We start from the raw sequence: 19743 nt of genomic DNA, 5'->3' as shown, positions 1-19743 counted from the left end.
CCCCGATGCTGCGGATCTCAATCGCCACCGAGTATCAGCCAGAGCACTCTGAGCCGGCACAAGGGCAGTATGTGTTCCACTACCAGATTGAGATCCACAACGACTTTGATCAGCCCGTTACCCTGCAACGGCGCTACTGGCTGATCACCGACGGCAACGGCAAACAGACCGAAGTCGATGGCGTTGGCGTGGTCGGGCAAACCCCGACCATTGCCGCCAATGACAGCTTCAGCTACCGCAGTGCGGTGGTACTGGAAACCCCGATTGGGCTGATGCAAGGCCACTACCAGCTTACTGGTGCCAACGGCGCCTTTAACTCTCCCATCGCCCCATTCCAACTGTGCCAGCCCGGCGCATTGCACTAGAGCCTCTGCTACTTGATGTCCAACTCCGTTCAAAACCTGTTTGTCGGTGATATCCAAGGCTGTCTGCTGGAACTGCAACAGCTGCTGAGTCATCTCAACTTCGAGCCAACTCGTGATTATCTTTGGGTGTGCGGCGATCTTATCTCCCGCGGCCCCGACTCCCTCGCCACCTTGCGCTACTTAAAGTCGTTAGGTGAACACGCCAAGGTTGTCCTAGGTAACCACGACTTGCACCTGTTCTGCGTTGCCGCAGGCCTGAAAAAAGGCAGCCGCCGCGACCGGCAGGAAGCGTTACTGGCAGCCACCGATCTGCCCGAGCTGATCCACTGGCTACGGCAACAACCGCTGCTGCGCGAATGCTCACAGCACAATGTGGTGATGACCCACGCCGGTCTGCCACCGCAGTGGGACTTAGCCATCGCTCGCAGCCGCGCTGCGGAAGCTGCAGCAATCTTGCGCGGCGATGACTACCTCGATTTTTGCCAGCAAATGTACGGCGACAAGCCCGATAGCGACGATCCACACGCGCCGCTGTATGAGCGCGCCACGTTTACCGTCAACGCCTTTACCCGGATGCGCTACCTGCGGCCGGACGGCAGCTTGGAATTTGAGGATAAAACCTCTCCGCAAATGGCAGAGCCAACCAGCAGCGACAACATTCCATGGTTTACCTACCCCAATCATCAAACCCTGCCACAGCACCGTCTGGTGTTTGGTCACTGGGCAGCCCTGCTGGGGCAAACCAACCACGCCAATGCACTGGGGCTGGATATGGGCTGTTGCTGGGGTGGGCATCTGTGCATCTGGCACGCCGAACACAACGCCAAATACCTGATCCCCGCCGGTGGCGGCACGGTAGAACAGCAGCAGTTGTAAACCAACAAAAAAACGCCCCGCAGAATTACCTGCGGGGCATTTTTTATCTTAACGGCAATCGTTTTACAGCTTCAGCAGCACTTTTACGTCATCGCTGACCGCCGCTTCATCGACATAACCAATGGCATTGGGGGTACCGGCAACGGCGCTAATCATTGCCGCGGCATCCTCTTGCACCACTGGCGCCTGCGCCTTACCGCTGAACACTAGCCGTGACCAGTTGGACTGCAATTGAGCATCGCTGCGACCGGTGGTGGCGGCATGGAATGCCTGTCGCTCACTGCTGCCTTCGCTGAGCTCAAACAGTTTCACGGTGGCGCCATTAAACCGAGTCGTCTTTCCCAAAAACAGCTTGGTAACCGTCTCTTTATCGATGGTGGCCGCGCCCTCTGAGTGACCAATCACCACCACCCCAGCCAGCGCCGGTAACGACGTAAACAGTGCAAGCAATGCGGCACCAATAACCTTGTTCATCACTTACTCCTTAAAATACGAAATCAACCGCAACGGTGTAGACGACGGTGTCATCTTCAAAGATAGTCGCACCATCAGTATTGGCATTTACGCCACCAAAGGTATCTTGGTAATCGGCGTAGGTAAGATCGGCTTTTAGCGCGACATTACGCATCAAATCCCAACGAGCGCCAACGGAATAAGATAACCGTTGATAATCAGCAAGCTCGCCTTGGAATATGGTCGGATTAGCACGTTTGTCATCGTCGGTGGTCTCGGTCCAACCGGCAGCGATGTACGGGGTTACGCTGCCAAATTGGCGGCCAAGCAGCACCGATACGCCGTCGCTGTCCCAGTATTCGCCATCGGCGATATGGCGCATCGCCTCAGCATTCAGCAACCACACCCCATCGTTGTATTGCAGACCCAAAGAGGTAAATGAGGTGTCTTGTCCATCTAATAAAGCGTGAATCGCCGCGTTGAGCCGGTCGACTTCAGTTATGCCAGTCATTCCCGGTTGGCTCCAGCCCAAAGTACCTTGGGTGTACGAGGCGCGGAAAGTCCAATCGCCTACGTACCAGTTGGCGGCAACACCGATAACATTATCGACATCCACTTTGCCGAATTGAGACTCCTCTTCACGGACGTAGGTGTTACCAAACGAGGTTTGCAGCAACAGGTTGGTATTGCCAAGTTCCAGTGGTAACAACAGATCTAAGCCAGTGATGGTATTTACATCGAGGCCGCCGTAGACCTCTTCCGAAGGTCGCAGCATTGGGTAGCTGTAACCGATATCAACGTAATCGGAGTACATGAAGATTGGCGCTCGTAACTTACCGGCGCGCACGGTCAACAATTCCGCGTCATAACTGACGTAAGCCACTTCAATATCGGGCTCGAAATCGTATTTGCCCTTAGCCACCAACTGAGTGGTGAAATTAACCCGATCATTAACCGCGAAATCAAATTGCAAACCCACTTTGCTGTCGGGATTCGCGGCGATGTCACTGTCGTAATCGGCGTAGCCGGCATCATTACTGGCAATGCCAATGCCGACAGTGCCGTAGCCACTGATTTTCAAATTATCCAGACTGGCCGCGCTGGCCGCTGCGGAGCACAGCGAGGCACACACCGCTGCTGCTATTACGCTCTTTGTTATCATTGTTGCTTCCTTTGCTTGAACCACCAATTTAACTCAACGTTTGATAGCTGCTGCAGGCAAAAGCCGCACTAGCTTGACCACCGATTGAATCAAGTTGGTTTAATTGAAATCCGTTTCGTAGTTAGCCGTTGATCTTAAATTGGCTGGTCACCGCCGCCAGTTGCCCTCCGATTTGGCCAATAGTACCGACCGCTTTGTCGACGGCGTCGATGTTGTCGGCCGTATTACGCGCCATCGCACTGAGTTGCTGTAGATGATGATCGATCTGTTGGGTGCTTTGCCCTTGTTCCTCAGTGGCAGTGGCGATGCGCGCATTACGATCGGCAACGTCGGCGACATTACGCTGCACCTGTTGCAGCGCTTGCTCCGCTTGCGCGCTTTGCGCTGTGCACTGCTCAGCACTGCTGACACTGCCGTTGATGATGGTCATCGCCGCATCAGCTTGCTGCTGCAGTTGCGCCAACACCTGCTGGATCTCCTTGGTCGAACTTTGGGTGCGCGACGCAAGCGTGCGCACCTCATCGGCCACCACGGCAAAGCCGCGCCCTTGCTCGCCAGCACGAGCCGCTTCAATTGCGGCATTCAGGGCTAATAGATTGGTCTGTTCGGCAATGGCATTGATGGCATCAAGGATTGATTCAGCATCGCGAGTGCTGCGATTCAAGGTATCGACCACGGCAGACACCTGCTGCACGTCGGTGACCAGCAGATGCATCGCTTCTATGGTTTGGTGAACAAACTGATTGCCCTGTTGCGACAGGCTTGCGGCCGCTTCCATCGCTTGCGCTGTATCGTTGGCATTGCCAGCAATCTCTTGCGCGGCGCTGGACATCTGTGACACCGCCAGCGCCACCTCATCGATGCCATCCAATTGTTGTTGAGAGGCCACTAAGGTCGCCTGATTACCCTGCTGCAACGACTGCGAGACCTGCTCGAGGCTGTGGGTGTTATCGACAATGGCTTTGATATTGCCATGCAAGGTGCCAATAAACTGATTGATGTGTGCCACCAATGGCGCAATTTCATCATTGCGCTGGTAATCAATATGGGCGGTCAGATCACCATCGCCGCTAGCAATCGCTTGCAGCTTGGCGGTGACCACGGCGAGGTTGTGGCGGGTGGTCTGCGCCAACCCAATCCCCAGCACCAAAATCACCCCAGCGGTGGCAATACAAGCGATCAACACCCCTTGGGCACTGCTGGCATTTTGCTGCTCCAGTTCGCTGACGGTCTGCTCAAACCGGCTGGTTTGCTGCTGATACTGCCCTGCTAACTGCGCCTGGATCCCCTCCAGCAAACTGGCATTTTGCTGCGCTTTGGTGCCAATCAGCGCAAAGTCTGCGGTACCGGCAATCAACGAGGCCGCCAGCTGGTTAGCGTTGCTAAAATAGCTTTCGATCCGCGTTAGTAGCAGTTGCAACTGCTCGGATTCAGCTTCGCCGACCAACTGTTGTTGTTGGCGGATGTTACCTTGGATCTGTTCCAGCAACTGTTGATTGGCCTGCAGCAGCTCCGCATCACCGGTGGATACCGCCACATCAAAGCGCTCTGCCGCCTGCTGCATGCGCATCTCGGTCAAACTGGCCGCCTGCAACCCTGGGTATTCTACCGTCTGGATCTGAATCACCGCTTGGCTATTACGTTCTAACGCCAGCCAAGTCACCGACGACAACACCGCCAGCACACCCATCGCCATCGCGGTCATTAGGGCAATCTTTGCCCTAATGCTCATAGTCATCCGCATCGCCTATCTCCATGGCATTTTCGATATATACGGCACTTATTTATCACAAACTGGCAACGGCCGACGGGCTAGTTTAATCGTCCTTGATTTGGATCATCTGGCGACACTGAACAACCAAAAAAAACCAAATCGGCAGCAAATCGTCAATCTTTTGACAGCCGCTGCAAGCAAACAAAGCGCATCGAATAAGGGTTGCGGTCATCCGCCAAACGAACTTCGCTGCTTACCTCTTGCCACTGCGCTGGCTGCCATGCCGGAAAGTAGGTATCGCCATCAAGTTCGGCATCGACCAAGGTTAGATAGAGACGGTCGGCTTGCGGCAGTAGCGTGTTATACAGTTGACCGCCACCAATCACCATTAGCTCTTCAACCTCGCCAGCAGCGGCCATCGCTGCGGCAATTGAAGGCACCACGGTGATACCTTCAACTTGATAATCGCTTTGGCGAGTAATCACAATGTTATGCCGCCCCGGTAGCGGTCGGCCAATCGACTCATAGGTCTTGCGCCCCATCACCACCGGCTTACCCAGGGTGGTAGCCTTAAAGTGGGCCAGATCCGCCGGTAGGTGCCACGGCATCTGGTTATCTTTGCCGATCACTCGGTTGGCGGCCATACAAGCGATCATCGCTAGCTTCATCGTCAGGTTCCCTACGCTAAACAAAAAAGGGCGCCCCAATTGGGGCGCCCTACTTTCGCATAAACCAGCTCGTATTTCAGAGCTAATTCATGATCTTATGCCAGCCATACTGGTGGTGTGAGCAGACTAATGCGCAGATTAAACCGTTTCAATCAAGGCGTTCAACGCGACTGCTAGCGGGTTCTAACAGTAAGTTGAACAACACAGAATGGAACGGTTTAGGCTAGCAGTAGCAACCACACAATCAGTTTGGTTGGTATTACTTCTGGTAAACCACTTCGACGTCGTAGTCGTCTTCGTCCCAGTCATCCCAATCTTCGTCGTCTTCAACAACAACATGCTTCATCTGTTCAGCGTGGTGATGTTCCCACTTGAAGGAGACTTCCTGCTCGCCTTCTTCTTCCTGCTCATCCTCTGGCATCTCATTGATGATGCGCTGGATATCACGAGCCAACTGCTCGGTACCCGTTTTCGAGATAGCAGAAATAGTGGCCACTTCTTCGTCCCACTCCAGCGCCTCTTTGATGGCGTTGATGCGCTCTTCACGCTCATCTTCAGGTACTAAGTCCAGCTTGTTCAGTACCAGCAGACGTGGCTTTTCATACAGCTTTGGCGAGTACTCGGCCAGCTCGTTAAGGATCGCAATCGCGCCCTCGGCTGGATCGGACTCATCAAATGGCGCCATGTCGATGATGTGCAGCAGCAGACGACAACGCTCCAGGTGTTTCAAGAAGCGAATGCCCAGACCTGCGCCTTCGGAAGCGCCCTCGATAAGACCCGGAATATCAGCGATCACAAAGCTTTCTGATGGGCCAGTACGTACTACACCCAGGTTTGGCACCAAAGTAGTAAATGGGTAGTCGGCCACCTTTGGCTTAGCCGCAGAAACACTGCGAATAAAGGTAGATTTACCGGCGTTTGGCAGACCCAGCAGACCAACGTCAGCCAGCAGCAACAGCTCCAGCTTAACTTCGCGGTGTTCGCCCTTGGTACCCAAAGTCTTTTGCCGTGGGGTACGGTTTACTGAGCTCTTAAAGCGGGCGTTACCCAGACCGTGGAAACCGCCTTTGGCAATCAGCAACTTCTGGCCGTGGAAGGTCAGATCGCCGATCTGCTCACCGGTGTCGGCATCGATTGCGCGAGTACCTACTGGCACTGGCAGCAACTTGTCGTCACCACGCTTACCGGTACAGTTAGCACCGTGACCGTTTTCGCCACGCAAGGCGCGGTGACAACGTTCAAAGCGGTAATCCACCAGGGTATTCAGGTTTTCGTCGGCAACCAAAAATACGTCGCCACCGTCACCGCCATCGCCACCATCTGGGCCACCCTTAGGGATGTATTTTTCACGACGGAAGCTAACTACGCCGCTACCGCCATCACCCGCTTCAGCGCGGATGGTAACTTCATCTACAAACTTCATCTTTCGTTCCTACGAACCATATCGGCAGCGCGCGTGACCGTCACTGCACGCGGTCATGAGTACGCTGTCGATATGGTTCTTTTACGTAATGGATAGAGTATATCCCATTATGCAAAAAGCCCCGCCAAGGCGGGGCTTTTTTAGCTCGATTAGCAAGCCGTATTACTCAGCGATGATGCTTACGTATTTACGGTTGTTCTTGCCTTTAACTTCGAACTGAACCTTACCGTTTGCGGTAGCAAACAGGGTGTGGTCTTTGCCGCAACCTACGTTGTCACCAGCGTGGAACTTGGTACCACGTTGACGAACGATGATGTTGCCTGCCAGAACAGACTCGCCGCCGAAGCGCTTAACACCTAGGCGTTTAGCTTCTGAATCGCGACCGTTACGGGTAGAACCACCAGCTTTCTTGTGTGCCATTTCTCGTAACTCCTAGAATTAAGCGTTGATGCCAGTAATTTTAACTTCAGTGAACCACTGACGGTGGCCCATCTGCTTACGGCTGTGCTTACGACGACGGAACTTAACGATCTTAACCTTGTCGGCACGACCGTGAGAAACCACTTCAGCAACAACTTTGCCGCCCTCAACCAGAGGAGCGCCAACTTTAACTTCTTCGCCGTTAGCTACCAGCAGAACCTGATCGAATTCGATGGTTGCGCCAGTTTCAACGTCCAACTTCTCCAGACGCAGGGTCTGGCCTTCAGCAACTCGGTGTTGCTTACCGCCGCTTTGGAAAACCGCGTACATATAAACTCCGGTATTTCACACCCCGATTTGGCGCATAAATTTGGCGCACTCAGAGTGTGACTAAAACTGTATGACAATGGGCGCGCATTCTACGGCATGAACAGGAAACAGGCAAGCGTGCTTTTGAAAAAGATCCCCCCTTTTGCGGAGGCGACCTAAAGTTCCAAGCAAACAATCTGGTTCACCGACAGTTTTTCAGTAAAATGCGGCCTGCTTACCAAATAACCTTACACAGTCTACGTCGCTGTGGCTGCCAAAATCTGGGACTTTTTATGGATCTTAATGCCATCCGCGATCTTGCTAACAACGATATGCAGCAAGTGAACGAAACCATCCAACAACAGCTGCACAGCGACGTTGCGCTTATTAATCAACTGTCATTTTACATCATCAGCGGTGGCGGCAAACGCCTGCGCCCACTGTTAGCGGTATTGGCAGCCCGAGCAGTAAATTACCAAGGTGATGGCCACACCACGCTAGCGGCGATCATCGAATTTATCCACACCGCCACCCTGCTGCACGACGACGTGGTTGACGAATCCACCATGCGCCGCGGTCGAGAGACGGCCAATGCCTTATTCGGCAACAGCGCCAGCGTATTGGTGGGAGATTTCCTCTACTCCCGTTCGTTCCAAATGGCGGTGGATCTGGGCTCACACTACGTCATGAAAGATCTGTCGGCGGCCGCCAACGTGTTGGCCGAGGGTGAGGTACTGCAGTTGATGAATTGCAACGATGCCGATACCACCGAAGAAAGCTACATGCAGGTAATTTACTGCAAGACGGCGCGTCTGTTTGAAGCCGCCACTCACCTGCCAGCGGTCATGGCAGGCTGCGACGAGGCGATGTGTGCCGCTATGGGTGACTACGGTCGCTACCTTGGCACCGCCTTCCAATTGGTCGACGACGTCTTGGATTACACCGCCGATGCCGAAGAGCTGGGCAAAAATTTGGGCGACGATCTGGCCGAGGGCAAACCGACCCTGCCGCTGATCCACGCCATTGCTAACGCGTCAGAGGCCGACGCCAAACGGATCCGCGATGCCATTGAAAACAGTGGCTGCGACGAAGTCGATGCAGTGGTGGCCACACTCAACCAAGTGGGCTCTCTGGAATACACCATGCAGCGTGCCGAAGAGGAAGCCAACAAAGCGATTGCCGCCTTGGATTGCCTGCCAGAAAGCGACTATAAGCAAGCGCTGATTGGCTTAGCTCACATCGCCGTGCAGCGCTCTAGCTAATCTAGAGCGTGTTGCCACCGGCACCAGCGAGTGGCAGATAAAACCAGATAAAAAAACGCCAGCAGATTAGCTCTACTGGCGTTTTTTTGTGCTTTATCGCGATAGCTAACGCTTACATCGCCACCGCTGGCTCTACTGCTTCGGCGCGTTTTAGCCAATGGCGGAAGCCTAGTACATAGCCGCAATCAAGCGGCTGGCGCTGATTCGCTACGCAACACATCGGCTCTGCAGGCTCAAACTGCGGTTCCGTATTGAAGGTGATCAGATCGTACGAGCTTGGCTGCAGGATCTGCACCATATGCTCGAGCAGTTGCGGGCACTCGCGGGCGATATCGATGTCAGTCTCAAAACTGACGTAAGAGGTCTCTTCCTGCGGGGTGATGTGCATGGTGATGTACTGGTCGCCCTTGATGCCATTCATCGAATAGCCGTAGGGTTCAAACAGGAACTGGTCAAACTCAAACCCTGGGAACAGCTGATGCAACTGCAGCAATTCGGCAATGCCCTCAACGGTTTGACTGTCGCTGCGAAGGTAGCGAGCGGCGTCACCGCTGATGTGGTACATCAGCAGTTCGGTGGTGATGTCATCCGCCAGCGGCTGGTAGGGCGCATCCATATGCCACAGGTAGTTGTGGTGGGCATCCAGGTGCCCCAAACGGAACGCTTTACCCGGCAACAGCGCATTGAGCCGTGCCATATCCTCTTCAAAGCAGCTTTTTTGCAGGTGCGACTGGTATTCGTTTTTGCGCTGGAAACTGACCATCGCCACCTTCTCTATCCCCATCTGCTCGATAAAGTAGGCAACGGAATCCACCAAGGTGATCACCCCACAGGTGATCATCAGGATCCGATCGTTCCATACAAACAAGCTGGACTCTGACAGCAGATAGGCGTCCATCTGCTCATTGTGGATCTCTGACAAAATGGTCGCATGACAACGACTCACTAGGGTTTCCCAAAAACTGCGGGGAAGTTGACGTAAGTTGGCGTGTTCTGGACCAACAATGACTTCGACTTTCTTCTCGGAGCCTTCAAAAAACATGGCACTCGACCTGTATTACTTAAGACGCATCAGTGCTGCCATGCACGTTCTTGGGTGCATTATTTTGCAGACCACAGCGATACGCCCTAATGGTTAAAAATAGGGTGGCGGCTATTCTAACCATCGATATCAGGATGTCAGCCCCAATATTTACACAAGTGACAGATTTATAAAGCAAAACCGCTTGTGACTGAAATTCAAATCGCTTGCAAATGGTGCCGTAACAGGTATAACCCCTGAGCAAATAATTCAAATCGCCAGCGCCCACAACACTGGCCCGTTACCTCTGGGAGACTCGACAACATGGTTCAAGGTGATCGTTACTTTGAAACTCTGCACAACGCCTATGGCCAGCAATTCAGCATTGATAAGGTGCTGTTTGAAAGCCGTACCGAACACCAACATCTGATCATCTTTGATAACGCCAAATTTGGTCGGGTGATGGCCCTCGATGGCATGATCCAAACTACTGAGAAAGACGAGTTTATCTACCATGAGATGCTGACCCATGTGCCAATTCTGGCCCACGGCAACGCCAAGCGAGTGCTGATCATCGGCGGTGGTGACGGCGGTATTCTGCGCGAAGTCACCCGTCACCAAAGTATCGAGCATGTGACCATGGTGGAGATTGACGCCTCGGTCGTCGAGATGTGCAAAACCTACCTACCAAACCACAGCAACGGCGCCTTTGACGACCCACGAGTCAACTTGGTCATCAACGATGGCCGCGACTTTGTGATCAACTGCCAAGATAAGTTCGATGTGGTCATCTCCGATTCCACCGATCCAATCGGCCCGGGTGAAGCGTTATTCACTAGCGCCTTCTATCAAGGTTGTGCCAACTGTTTGACCGAAGGCGGCATCCTGGTAACGCAAAACGGCGTATGCTTTATGCAGTTGGATGAAGTGACCACCACCGATTCTCGTCTGTCACCTTACTTTGCCGATCGCAGCTTCTACCGTGCTGCGGTACCAACCTACATCGGCGGTGATATGACCTTCGCATGGGCGAGCGACAACGCCGCCGTGCGTCAGCATAGCATTGAGGTAATTCGTCAACGCTTTGCCGCCGCCAACATTGAGACTCGGTGGTACACCCCAGAGTTACACGTCGGCAGTTTTGCCCTGCCGCGCTACGTACTGGACGCTCTCGGCCAGTAAGTCACTCGAACCATCGCCCCGCAGCCATGCTAAGACCAGCAAGCGCGGGGCGACTTGTTTGTGGAGATCTTTCGATGTCAGATAACTGGACTATCAACGACGCGCTTTCGACCTACAACATTCCTTACTGGAGCGCCGGCTACTTCACCATTGGTGACAACGGCCATGTGGCCGCGACCCCCAAAGCCAATGGCCAGCAGATTGACCTGCATAATTTGGCCGAACAACTACGCCAACAGGGGATGACCCTGCCGGTGTTAGTGCGCTTTCCCGACATTTTGCGCCACCAGGTGCAAAACCTCTGTGAACGCTTTAATGAGGCGATCGCCAACTACGGCTATGACGGCCACTATCTGGCGGTCTACCCGATCAAAGTGAACCAGCAGCGGCAGGTCGTTGAAGGGCTGCTTTCCAGCCAGAACAACCTCGAATACAAACAGCTGGGTCTGGAAGCCGGCAGCAAGCCAGAGCTGTTAGCGGTGTTGGCGCTGGCCAGCCAAGGCAGCTCGGTGATCGTCTGTAATGGCTACAAAGACCGTGAATACGTGCGGTTGGCGCTGCTGGGCGAAAAGCTCGGTCACAAGGTCTTTATTGTGCTTGAGAAAGCCTCTGAACTGGACTTAGTGCTGCGTGAAGCCAAAGCGCTTGGGGTCAATCCGCGCTTAGGAGTTCGAGCCCGTTTGGCCTCTGCCGGTAAAGGCAATTGGTCCTCCAGCGGCGGCAGCAAGTCTAAGTTTGGCCTTAAGACCCACCAGATCCTTGAGGTGATCACCCGCCTTGAGCAAGAGCAGATGCTCGACGCTCTGCAGTTGCTGCATTTCCATCTCGGTTCGCAGCTGGCCAACATCCGCGATATTCAAAGTGGTCTACGCGAAGCCGGTCGCTTCTACGCCGAGTTATGCCAGTTAGGTGCCGCCATTGACTACCTTGACGTTGGCGGCGGTTTGGCGGTCGATTACGAGGGCACCCGCAGTCAATCGGCATGCTCGGCCAACTACTCGATGCGCGAATACGCCAATAACGTGGTCTGGACCATTGGTGATGTCTGTCGTGAGCACAATCTGCCGATGCCGAATCTGATCTCTGAATCCGGACGCGCCATGACCGCCCACCACGCGGTATTGATTGCCGATGTGATTGGCGTCGAGCAACAGCAACAGCAGACTCTGCCGGAACCAGAATCAGCCGCGCCGCTGGTGCTGCACAACCTCTGGCGCAGCTATCAAGATGCGCTCAGTAACGCCGATTCCCGTGCCATCGTCGAGCTGTATCACGACACCATGAGCGATCTGGCCGAAGTCAACGCGATGTACACCTTTGGCAGCTTAAACCTAAGCCAGCGAGCTTGGGCGGAACAGGTCAATACCGCTACCTGCCAGCTGATTGCCGAGCAACTGTCGTTTAAAAACCGCGCTCATCGGCCGATCATCGATGAACTGAACGAAAAACTGGCGGATCGCTTATTCGTTAACTTCTCGCTGTTCCAATCACTGCCGGACGCGTGGGGCATCGATCAGATCTTCCCGGTGCTGCCACTGTCTGGGCTCGACCGCGCCCCCGAGCGCCGCGGGGTGATCCTCGACATCACCTGCGACAGCGACGGCACCATCGATCAGTACGTCGAAGGCCAAGGCACCGAAACCACCCTGCCGATCCCGGCGTTTGATCCCGATAAGCCCTACCACATCGGTTTCTTTATGCTCGGCGCCTATCAAGAGATCCTTGGCGATCTGCACAACCTGTTTGGTGATACCGAATCGGTCGCCGTCAGCCTTGATGACGATGGCAATCTGGTGTTTGGTGAAGTGCATCAAGGCAACAGCGTTCGCGATGTACTTAACTACGTCAATATCGACGCCAGCACCTTGCTGGCCTCCTACAAAAATTTGGCTCGCAAGCTGCCTAAAGAGCAACGTCAGGCAGTCCTTGCCGAGCTGGAACTGGGTTTAGGTGGTTACACCTATCTTGAGGATCTGGACGGATGAACGCAGCACAATCGCGCTGGACCATGCCGGCAGAGTGGCAACCACATCGCGGTTGCTACTTGGCATGGCCCTGTCGCCAAGGGGTATGGGGCTACGGCATTGAAGCGGCCAAGCGCGCCTTTGCCGAGGTGATTGCCGCCATTGCCCAATCAGAGCCGGTGACACTGATGGTCAATCCGGCGCAATTGGATGAAGCCAAGCGGATGGTGACCAGCCACAACGTCACCCTGCTGCCGATGGCACTGGATGACAGTTGGGCACGGGACATCACCCCGCTAACGGTATTCCAAGGTGAACACCGCGGCTCGGTCGATTTCCGGTTTAACTGCTGGGGCGAAAAATTCAGCCCCTATCATAACGACGCTGCCAGTGGTGCCGCGTTGCAGCAACATGTCGCCAGCCAACAGCCAGACTTTGCCATCATGGCCAGTCCAATGGTACTGGAAGGCGGCAGCATTCATGTTGATGGCGAAGGCACGCTACTGACCACCGCCGAATGTTTGCTAAACCCCAATCGCAACCCCAACATGACCCAAGCGCAGATCGAACAGGAGCTGTGCCGTACCTTGGGGGTCGATAAGGTACTGTGGCTGCCGCATGGGGTCTTTGGTGATGTCGATACCGATGGTCACGTTGATAACATCGCGACGTTCACCCGCCCTGGCCGTATTCTGACCATGGGCAGCGATGATCGCCGCAGCCCGAACTTCGAGCGCTACCAACAGAACGCCGAAGCACTGGCGTCACAGCAAGACGCCCAAGGGCGTACGTTAGAGCTGATTGCGATCCCAGAGCCCGAAGCGGTAAGTCTCGATGGCGAACCCCTGGCGCTGAGTTACATCAACTACTACCTGGCTAATGACGCCATCATCGTCCCCGCCTTTGGCCAAGCGGATCGCGACCAAGAAGCGGCGCGGATCATCCAAGCCGAGTTCCCAGAGCGTGAGGTCATCGCTATCGACGCGTTGCCAATCCTTGGTGGCGGTGGTGGCATCCACTGCATCACCATGCAGGAACCGCGCTAGCGACCGGCAGTTGCCATCTAACTTGCCAGCTCAGGACGACAAAAAACGCCAACTTGGCTACCAAGTTGGCGTTTTTTATTGGATCATCGCCACCTTTGAACGCCACCACGATAATCCCGCCCGATGCTGTTGATGCTTGATAACTACGACTCCTTTACCTTCAATCTGGTGCAGTACCTGCAGCAGTTAGGACAACAGGTGGTGGTAAAACGCAACGATGAGATCACCGTTGCCGCTATCGAAGCGCTTAAGCCCAGCAAAATTATTATCTCGCCGGGGCCAAAAGATCCCAATCAAGCGGGCATCAGCCTTGAGGTGATCCGCCACTTCGCCGGCAAACTGCCGATCCTTGGGGTTTGCCTTGGCCACCAAGCGATCGCCCAGCACTTTGGCGCTCAAGTGGTGCGCGCCGAAATTCCGATGCATGGCAAAACCTCGCTGATCCACCATCAGCAGCAGGGCCTGTTTCTGGGGCTTAAGCAGCCACTGCGAGTAACTCGTTACCACTCACTGGTGGTCGATCCCAATACCTTACCCGATTGCCTAGAGATAACCGCGTGGTGTGACAGCGACTCCGGTTTACGGCAGATCATGGGCTTGCGCCATCGCCAGTTGGCCATCGTCGGGGTGCAATTTCATCCAGAATCGGTGCTGACCGAACAGGGCCATCAACTGCTGCAAAACTTTCTCGATCTAAACTAATCCGTTGCCGCGCCGATAACCGCCATGAGAGCTTGTTTGTTATCGGAACCCCTGTGTCGCAGTCATCGCCTATCGCTCAATACGCCAGCAACCCCTTGACCGATAACGGTCCACTACAACAGCGTTTTTGGCACTACCTGTTAAACCACCCCGCCCCAAACTCGGCCACTGAGGCGCCCGCCGCCGTCGGCGGCAGCCGTCTGGCGATCGACCGCCAAGCGGCGCAGCGACGGGATCAGCTAAAACAGCAGCAACAGGCGCAACTGGCCAGCTATCAGCAGCGTTTTATCGAGCATTTTGAAAAAGATCTAAGCGATACTCTGGGGCAACTGCACCTTAGCGAACAGTGCCCAATCAAAGCGCCCCACCTGGCACTGCTGAATGAGATCATCAACCCTAACATCAGCCGCAGCAAGGCAATGTTATTGCTGCAAGGGCAACCGTTACTGGGACAATCACTGCTGCGCTACGTCAATCGGCAACTGCAGCAACGTGGCAACGCCTTGGTCACCAACCCGAAATTGGCATTTACCTATCTTGGGGTGCAGCAAATACAGCAAGCGCTGCCATGGTTGCAGTTTCAATTGTGGCACCGCAGCAGCAAAATCAATCTTCGACAACGAAAGTTGTGGCGGATGGTGCAGCAGCAAAAACGGTTAGCCGGACAACTGGCGCATCACTACGGTTTGGACGTTGGCATCAGCGAGGCTTGCGCGGTGTTGCAAGCGGTCGACGCGCTATTGCTGCTGCACTGCGCCGAAGTACGCTTTAATGAACTGCAACAATTGTGGCTTAAGCGCGCCCGCGAGGCGCGAGAGAAACAGATCCACCAAGCGGTACTGACTGCCCAACTGCCAAGCCAGTCGTTGCTTAAACTCTGGCAGCAACCGCACCTATGGGGCTATCGCTGCATGGCCGGCCAGTTGCACGACGGCAATAAACGCTTGCTGGCCGAGATGGCGCAGCGCGACTATCAGCAACTGTCGCCCATCACCGCAGTGGTGGCACAGGCGCATCTGATGACCATCAGTCGCACCTTAAAAAAGCGCAAACTGATTGAGCGCGAGGAGCTGGAGCAGTGGCTTAGCCACTACCCCAAACCCCACAGCCTGCAACAACCGCCATCAACTTAGCCCAGGTCAAGCTTGGGTGACTTTTGCCGACGCATAGAACCCCATTCAAAGCAGATAATTGCCCACTCTCGGCGAACCACCCCCAAGTCCCAGCCCAGCGCACTTCGATGCTGGGCTTTTTAATGGCGGATTGGCAGCCGAATCACGCCATTTCGCGCTGCTGCATAACTACCCAAATTGACTGCGGTTGCCGCCATTGCTGCTTTTTTGACTCGCCTCACGGCTTTTTATAAGGTGCCAGCACATCGGATAGAAAATAAGCATCGCTACAGACGGTGCCGTCAACATGAGGAAGACGCCATGACCAACCCAATTACCCGCGATCTGTTTGATGAGGTAATGGTACCCAACTACAACCCTGCGGCGATGGTGCCGGTACGCGGTGAAGGCAGCCGTGTCTGGGATCAACAGGGACGTGACTACATCGACTTTGCCGGTGGCATCGCGGTAAGTTGCTTAGGCCACTGCCATCCGGCGATGGTCAATGCTCTCCACGACCAAGCTGGCAAACTGTGGCACCTCTCCAACGTCTTCACCAATGAACCCGCCTTGAAGCTGGCGCAGACCCTAACCGATCACACCTTTGCCGAGCGAGTCTACTTCGCCAACTCCGGCGCCGAGGCCAATGAAGCGGCGCTGAAACTGGCCCGTCGGGTCGCGCTCGACCGTTTTGGCGAGGGCAAAGATCAGATCATCGCCTTTAACCAGGGCTTCCATGGCCGCACCTTCTTTACCGTTACCGTCGGCGGCCAAAAGGCCTATTCCGATGGCTTTGGTCCCAAGCCCGGCGGCATCGATCACCTGCCATTCAACGACGTCGAGGCACTGCGCCATGCCATCAGTGATCGCACCTGTGCGGTAATGATGGAACCGATGCAAGGCGAAGGTGGGATCATTCCAGCCAGCGATGAATTTATCCAAACCGTGCGAGAGTTGTGCAGCAAGCACAACGCACTGCTGATTTTCGACGAAGTACAAACCGGTGCCGGTCGTACTGGCCACCTGTACGCCTACCAAAAATATGGGGTGGTGCCAGACATTCTGACCTCCGCCAAAGGCCTTGGTGGCGGCTTCCCGATTGCGGCGATGCTGACCACCCAAGAGTTGGCGGCGCACCTGAAAATCGGCACCCACGGCTCCACCTACGGCGGCAACCCATTAGCCTGTGCGGTCGGCCAAGCGGTGCTGGATGAACTACTAAAGCCAGAAGTGATGGCCGGCGTGGCCGCAAAGTCGGCGCGGCTTAAAGCCGGCCTTGAAGCGATTAACGCTAAGTACCACGTATTTAGTGAAGTTCGCGGTATGGGGCTACTGCTGGGGGCGGCGATGAACGACGACTACCAAGGGCGCGCCCGCGATTTCTTAGTAGCGGCCACGGCCAATGGCCTGATGTGCCTAGTGGCGGGAACCAATGTGGTGCGCTTTACCCCATCACTGGTGATCAGCGACGCCGAGATCGATCAAGGTTTAGCGCGCTTTGAGCAGGCGGTAGCCCAAGTTGTTAACGGCTAAGTGAGGCCGCTATGTTAGTGATCCGCGCTATTCGCAGTGACGATTACCCGGCACTGCTGCAAATCGCCCATGAGTCCGGCCACGGCTTCACTTCGTTGCCGGTTGATGAAACCCTGCTTCGCAACAAAATTGAGCATTCAATTCAAAGCTTTAATCGTGAAGTTACTGACCCCGGCGATGAAAGCTACTTGATGGTGTTAGAGGACGATGGCGAGGTGATCGGCACGTGTGCCATCGCCGCCGCCGTTGGCTTTAACGATGCCTTCTATCACTACCGACTGGGCAAAGACGTGCATGTTTCGGAGAAGCTCGATATCCGTCGTGAAGTGGCAACCCTGACCCTGTGCAACGACTACACCGGCGCCAGCGAACTGTGCACCCTGTTTCTAAAAAGCGATCAGCGCCGCGACAACGTCGGCCGTTTTCTGTCTCGCAGCCGCTTTTTGATGTTGGCGGCGTTTCCGCAGCGCTTTGCCGATACCGTCATCGCCGAGATGCGCGGAGTCAGCGATGAACAGGGACGCTCGCCGTTTTGGCAGTGGCTGCAGCAGCATTTCTTCGGCATCGACTTTCCCACCGCCGACTACCTGACTGGCATTGGTGAAAAAAGCTTTGTCGCCGAACTGATGCCACGCCATCCGGTGTACGTCAATTTACTCAGCGACGCCGCCCAAGCGGTGGTCGGTAAGGTTCATCAAAATACCGCCCCAGCGCTGGCTTTGCTGGAAGCGGAGGGGTTCACCTTCCGCAACTACGTCGACATCTTTGACGCCGGGCCAACGGTCGAATGCCAACGGCAACAGATCCACAGTGTGCAACAGTCGGAGCAGCGCCGAGCCACCATCGTTCCCGAGGCGCAGCTGCACGATGACTATCTGATCTGCAACGGCGACATCCATAACTATCGAGTGATCCGCGCCCCAGCGCAGTTGCTCGAAGACGATCGCATCGGCCTGAGCCAAGCGGCACTGGCGCAGCTACAGCTCGACGCCGAACAACCGGTATGGCTGCTGCCAATGTAGTGGCACGGTAATTCTGATCACCGATTCAAGGAAGACAACATGACTCATCTGATTAATGGTCAATGGCTCGCAGGCGATGGCGCGCCAATGCGTTCCGTCAATCCCGCCGACAATAGCGAAATCTGGCAAGGCCACGCCGCCAGCGCCGCCCAAGTGGATGCCGCCGTTGCCGCTGCTCGCGCCGCGCAACTGGACTGGCATCTGGCTGGGCTAAGCAAACGGTTGGCGGTGATCGAGGCGTTTCGCCATCAACTGGAGCAACACCAGCAGGAGATCGCCCTACTGATCGCCACCGAGACCGGCAAACCACTGTGGGAAACTCGCACCGAAGCGGCCGCCATGGTTGGCAAAGTTGCACTGTCAATCAAAGCCTATAACGAACGCACGGGGGTTAAAGAGACCGAGTTGCCGGGCGGGCGAGCGATGCTGCGGCACAGACCCCACGGGGTGGTGGCAGTATTTGGCCCCTATAACTTCCCCGGCCACCTGCCTAATGGTCATATCGTACCGGCTCTGATCGCCGGTAATACTGTGGTGCTAAAGCCATCCGAACTTACTCCCGCGGTGTCCGAGTTGGCCTTAAAACTGTGGCAACAAGCGGGCTTACCCGCTGGCGTTATTAACCTTGTTCAAGGCGAATTGGAGACAGGCAAAGCGCTGGCCAGCCACCCCGGCATTGATGGCCTGTTCTTCACCGGCAGTTCCCGCACTGGCGCCCTACTGCATCAACAGCATGGCGGCGATCCGGGCAAAATTTTGGCGCTGGAGATGGGCGGCAACAACCCCCTTATCGTCCGCGAAGTGGCCGATCTGCGCGGCGCCGTGCACGACATTATCCAGTCGGCGTTTATCTCCTCTGGTCAGCGCTGCACCTGCGCCCGCCGCTTGTATCTGCCCCGCAGCGAACAGGGCGAACAACTGCTGGCGATGCTGGTGCGCGCCACCGAAGCCATTGTGGTCGGCCAACAGCAAGCAGAACCTACGCCATTTATGGGTTCGATGATCTCCAGTGCCGCCGCCGAGCAGATCCTCGCCGCCCAGCAACAACTGCAACAACTGGGCGGTACCAGCTTGACCGAAGCGCGGATACTGCAAGCGGGCACCGGCCTGCTCCGCCCAGGGATCATCGATGTCACCGCCATCAGCGAACTGCCCGATGAAGAGTACTTTGGACCGCTGCTGCAACTGGTGCGCTACGACGATTTCGATGACGCCATTGCGATGGCCAACAATACCCGCTTTGGCTTATCGGCCGGATTGCTGTCCGACAATCGCGCCGATTGGGATTATTTCCTGCCTCGCAGTCGCGCTGGCATCGTTAACTGGAATAAGCAGATCACCGGTGCCGCCGGTTCGGCGCCGTTCGGTGGCATCGGCGCCAGTGGCAATCACCGCGCATCGGCCTATTACGCCGCCGATTATTGCGCCTACCCGGTGGCCTCAATGGAAGCCGACCAAGTTAGCCTACCCGCCAACTTGTCGCCGGGTTTAACCATCGAATAACCACAA

At 55.4% G+C, this 19743-nt stretch carries 19 protein-coding genes; 11 read left to right on the top strand and 8 right to left on the bottom strand.

Annotated elements, in window-relative coordinates; all coding sequences use genetic code 11:
- The first annotated feature begins 5 nt into the window (after positions 1-5).
- Positions 6-365 carry a Co2+/Mg2+ efflux protein ApaG gene (gene apaG, locus G506_RS0103690; protein ID WP_028115700.1) on the top strand — a complete coding sequence of 120 codons (360 nt, stop codon included), beginning with the start codon at positions 6-8 and terminating at the stop codon, positions 363-365.
- A 15-nt stretch (positions 366-380) separates the two neighbouring features.
- Entirely contained in the window at positions 381-1241 is an 861-nt protein-coding gene (locus tag G506_RS18660) for a symmetrical bis(5'-nucleosyl)-tetraphosphatase (RefSeq protein WP_051201880.1), read from the top strand.
- A 63-nt stretch (positions 1242-1304) separates the two neighbouring features.
- Here the strand turns inward: G506_RS18660 and G506_RS0103680 are convergent, their stop codons facing one another.
- From G506_RS0103680 to rplU, 7 genes are all read right to left on the bottom strand, one after another.
- Positions 1305-1715 carry a type 2 periplasmic-binding domain-containing protein gene (locus G506_RS0103680; RefSeq protein ID WP_028115699.1) on the bottom strand — a complete coding sequence of 137 codons (411 nt, stop codon included), beginning with the start codon at positions 1713-1715 and terminating at the stop codon, positions 1305-1307.
- Between the two features lie 10 nt (positions 1716-1725).
- Positions 1726-2856, bottom strand: a complete 1131-nt coding sequence (locus G506_RS0103675) for a porin (protein WP_156904781.1) — start codon at positions 2854-2856, stop codon at positions 1726-1728.
- Between the two features lie 121 nt (positions 2857-2977).
- Positions 2978-4600, bottom strand: coding sequence for a methyl-accepting chemotaxis protein (locus G506_RS0103670; protein WP_084631146.1), 1623 nt, complete (start codon positions 4598-4600; stop codon positions 2978-2980).
- A gap of 143 nt (positions 4601-4743) precedes the next feature.
- Positions 4744-5238 (bottom strand): type 3 dihydrofolate reductase, encoded by a 495-nt coding sequence (gene folA / locus G506_RS0103665; RefSeq protein WP_028115696.1) that lies wholly within the window; start codon positions 5236-5238, stop codon positions 4744-4746.
- Between the two features lie 259 nt (positions 5239-5497).
- A complete protein-coding gene (cgtA, locus tag G506_RS0103660; protein WP_028115695.1) occupies positions 5498-6661 on the bottom strand; it encodes an Obg family GTPase CgtA in 1164 nt (387 codons plus the stop codon).
- Positions 6662-6823: 162 nt separating this feature from the next.
- Positions 6824-7081: a 50S ribosomal protein L27 gene (gene rpmA, locus G506_RS0103655; protein WP_028115694.1), complete on the bottom strand. Its 258-nt coding sequence runs from the start codon at positions 7079-7081 to the stop codon at positions 6824-6826.
- Positions 7082-7099: 18 nt separating this feature from the next.
- A complete protein-coding gene (rplU, locus tag G506_RS0103650) occupies positions 7100-7411 on the bottom strand; it encodes a 50S ribosomal protein L21 (RefSeq protein WP_028115693.1) in 312 nt (103 codons plus the stop codon).
- Between the two features lie 272 nt (positions 7412-7683).
- Between rplU and ispB the strand changes: the two genes are divergently transcribed.
- On the top strand, positions 7684-8652 hold the full coding sequence (ispB, locus tag G506_RS0103645) for an octaprenyl diphosphate synthase (protein WP_028115692.1): 969 nt from the start codon (positions 7684-7686) through the stop codon (positions 8650-8652).
- Between the two features lie 112 nt (positions 8653-8764).
- Here ispB and G506_RS0103640 read toward each other — a convergent pair whose 3' ends face one another.
- A complete protein-coding gene (locus G506_RS0103640) occupies positions 8765-9694 on the bottom strand; it encodes an adenosylmethionine decarboxylase (RefSeq protein ID WP_028115691.1) in 930 nt (309 codons plus the stop codon).
- A gap of 303 nt (positions 9695-9997) precedes the next feature.
- On the opposite strand from G506_RS0103640, the gene speE reads away from it, so the two are divergent.
- From speE to astD, 8 genes are all read left to right on the top strand, one after another.
- Entirely contained in the window at positions 9998-10855 is an 858-nt protein-coding gene (gene speE / locus G506_RS0103635) for a polyamine aminopropyltransferase (protein ID WP_028115690.1), read from the top strand.
- Positions 10856-10929: 74 nt separating this feature from the next.
- Positions 10930-12840, top strand: a complete 1911-nt coding sequence (gene speA / locus G506_RS0103630; protein WP_028115689.1) for a biosynthetic arginine decarboxylase — start codon at positions 10930-10932, stop codon at positions 12838-12840.
- On the top strand, positions 12837-13865 hold the full coding sequence (locus tag G506_RS0103625; RefSeq protein ID WP_028115688.1) for an agmatine deiminase family protein: 1029 nt from the start codon (positions 12837-12839) through the stop codon (positions 13863-13865). Before speA ends, G506_RS0103625 begins: the two co-directional genes overlap by 4 nt.
- 123 nt (positions 13866-13988) lie before the next feature.
- Entirely contained in the window at positions 13989-14567 is a 579-nt protein-coding gene (locus G506_RS0103620; RefSeq protein WP_028115687.1) for an anthranilate synthase component II, read from the top strand.
- Positions 14568-14620: 53 nt separating this feature from the next.
- Positions 14621-15700 (top strand): hypothetical protein, encoded by a 1080-nt coding sequence (locus G506_RS0103615; RefSeq protein WP_028115686.1) that lies wholly within the window; start codon positions 14621-14623, stop codon positions 15698-15700.
- A 300-nt stretch (positions 15701-16000) separates the two neighbouring features.
- A complete protein-coding gene (locus tag G506_RS0103610; protein WP_028115685.1) occupies positions 16001-17212 on the top strand; it encodes an aspartate aminotransferase family protein in 1212 nt (403 codons plus the stop codon).
- A gap of 11 nt (positions 17213-17223) precedes the next feature.
- Positions 17224-18234, top strand: a complete 1011-nt coding sequence (gene astA, locus G506_RS0103605) for an arginine N-succinyltransferase (RefSeq protein ID WP_028115684.1) — start codon at positions 17224-17226, stop codon at positions 18232-18234.
- Positions 18235-18273: 39 nt separating this feature from the next.
- Positions 18274-19737: a succinylglutamate-semialdehyde dehydrogenase gene (gene astD, locus G506_RS0103600; protein WP_028115683.1), complete on the top strand. Its 1464-nt coding sequence runs from the start codon at positions 18274-18276 to the stop codon at positions 19735-19737.
- Positions 19738-19743: the final 6 nt, after the last annotated feature.

The sequence above is a fragment of the Ferrimonas senticii DSM 18821 genome (assembly GCF_000422665.1).
GTDB lineage: Bacteria > Pseudomonadota > Gammaproteobacteria > Enterobacterales > Shewanellaceae > Ferrimonas > Ferrimonas senticii.
This window is presented reverse-complemented; position numbering and strand designations above follow the sequence as displayed.

What these genes read in the sequence shown, in the direction of transcription:
- cgtA (WP_028115695.1), bottom strand. Translation starts at nt 6,661, where the DNA reads ATGAAGTTTGTAGATGAAGTTACCATCCGCGCTGAAGCGGGTGATGGC.
- G506_RS0103670 (WP_084631146.1), bottom strand. Translation starts at nt 4,600, where the DNA reads ATGCGGATGACTATGAGCATTAGGGCAAAGATTGCCCTAATGACCGCG.
- G506_RS0103625 (WP_028115688.1), top strand. Translation starts at nt 12,837, where the DNA reads ATGAACGCAGCACAATCGCGCTGGACCATGCCGGCAGAGTGGCAACCA.
- G506_RS18660 (WP_051201880.1), top strand. Translation starts at nt 381, where the DNA reads ATGTCCAACTCCGTTCAAAACCTGTTTGTCGGTGATATCCAAGGCTGT.
- folA (WP_028115696.1), bottom strand. Translation starts at nt 5,238, where the DNA reads ATGAAGCTAGCGATGATCGCTTGTATGGCCGCCAACCGAGTGATCGGC.
- G506_RS0103675 (WP_156904781.1), bottom strand. Translation starts at nt 2,856, where the DNA reads ATGATAACAAAGAGCGTAATAGCAGCAGCGGTGTGTGCCTCGCTGTGC.
- ispB (WP_028115692.1), top strand. Translation starts at nt 7,684, where the DNA reads ATGGATCTTAATGCCATCCGCGATCTTGCTAACAACGATATGCAGCAA.
- G506_RS0103680 (WP_028115699.1), bottom strand. Translation starts at nt 1,715, where the DNA reads ATGAACAAGGTTATTGGTGCCGCATTGCTTGCACTGTTTACGTCGTTA.
- speA (WP_028115689.1), top strand. Translation starts at nt 10,930, where the DNA reads ATGTCAGATAACTGGACTATCAACGACGCGCTTTCGACCTACAACATT.
- astA (WP_028115684.1), top strand. Translation starts at nt 17,224, where the DNA reads ATGTTAGTGATCCGCGCTATTCGCAGTGACGATTACCCGGCACTGCTG.
- G506_RS0103640 (WP_028115691.1), bottom strand. Translation starts at nt 9,694, where the DNA reads ATGTTTTTTGAAGGCTCCGAGAAGAAAGTCGAAGTCATTGTTGGTCCA.
- apaG (WP_028115700.1), top strand. Translation starts at nt 6, where the DNA reads ATGCTGCGGATCTCAATCGCCACCGAGTATCAGCCAGAGCACTCTGAG.
- speE (WP_028115690.1), top strand. Translation starts at nt 9,998, where the DNA reads ATGGTTCAAGGTGATCGTTACTTTGAAACTCTGCACAACGCCTATGGC.
- rplU (WP_028115693.1), bottom strand. Translation starts at nt 7,411, where the DNA reads ATGTACGCGGTTTTCCAAAGCGGCGGTAAGCAACACCGAGTTGCTGAA.
- astD (WP_028115683.1), top strand. Translation starts at nt 18,274, where the DNA reads ATGACTCATCTGATTAATGGTCAATGGCTCGCAGGCGATGGCGCGCCA.
- G506_RS0103620 (WP_028115687.1), top strand. Translation starts at nt 13,989, where the DNA reads ATGCTGTTGATGCTTGATAACTACGACTCCTTTACCTTCAATCTGGTG.
- rpmA (WP_028115694.1), bottom strand. Translation starts at nt 7,081, where the DNA reads ATGGCACACAAGAAAGCTGGTGGTTCTACCCGTAACGGTCGCGATTCA.
- G506_RS0103610 (WP_028115685.1), top strand. Translation starts at nt 16,001, where the DNA reads ATGACCAACCCAATTACCCGCGATCTGTTTGATGAGGTAATGGTACCC.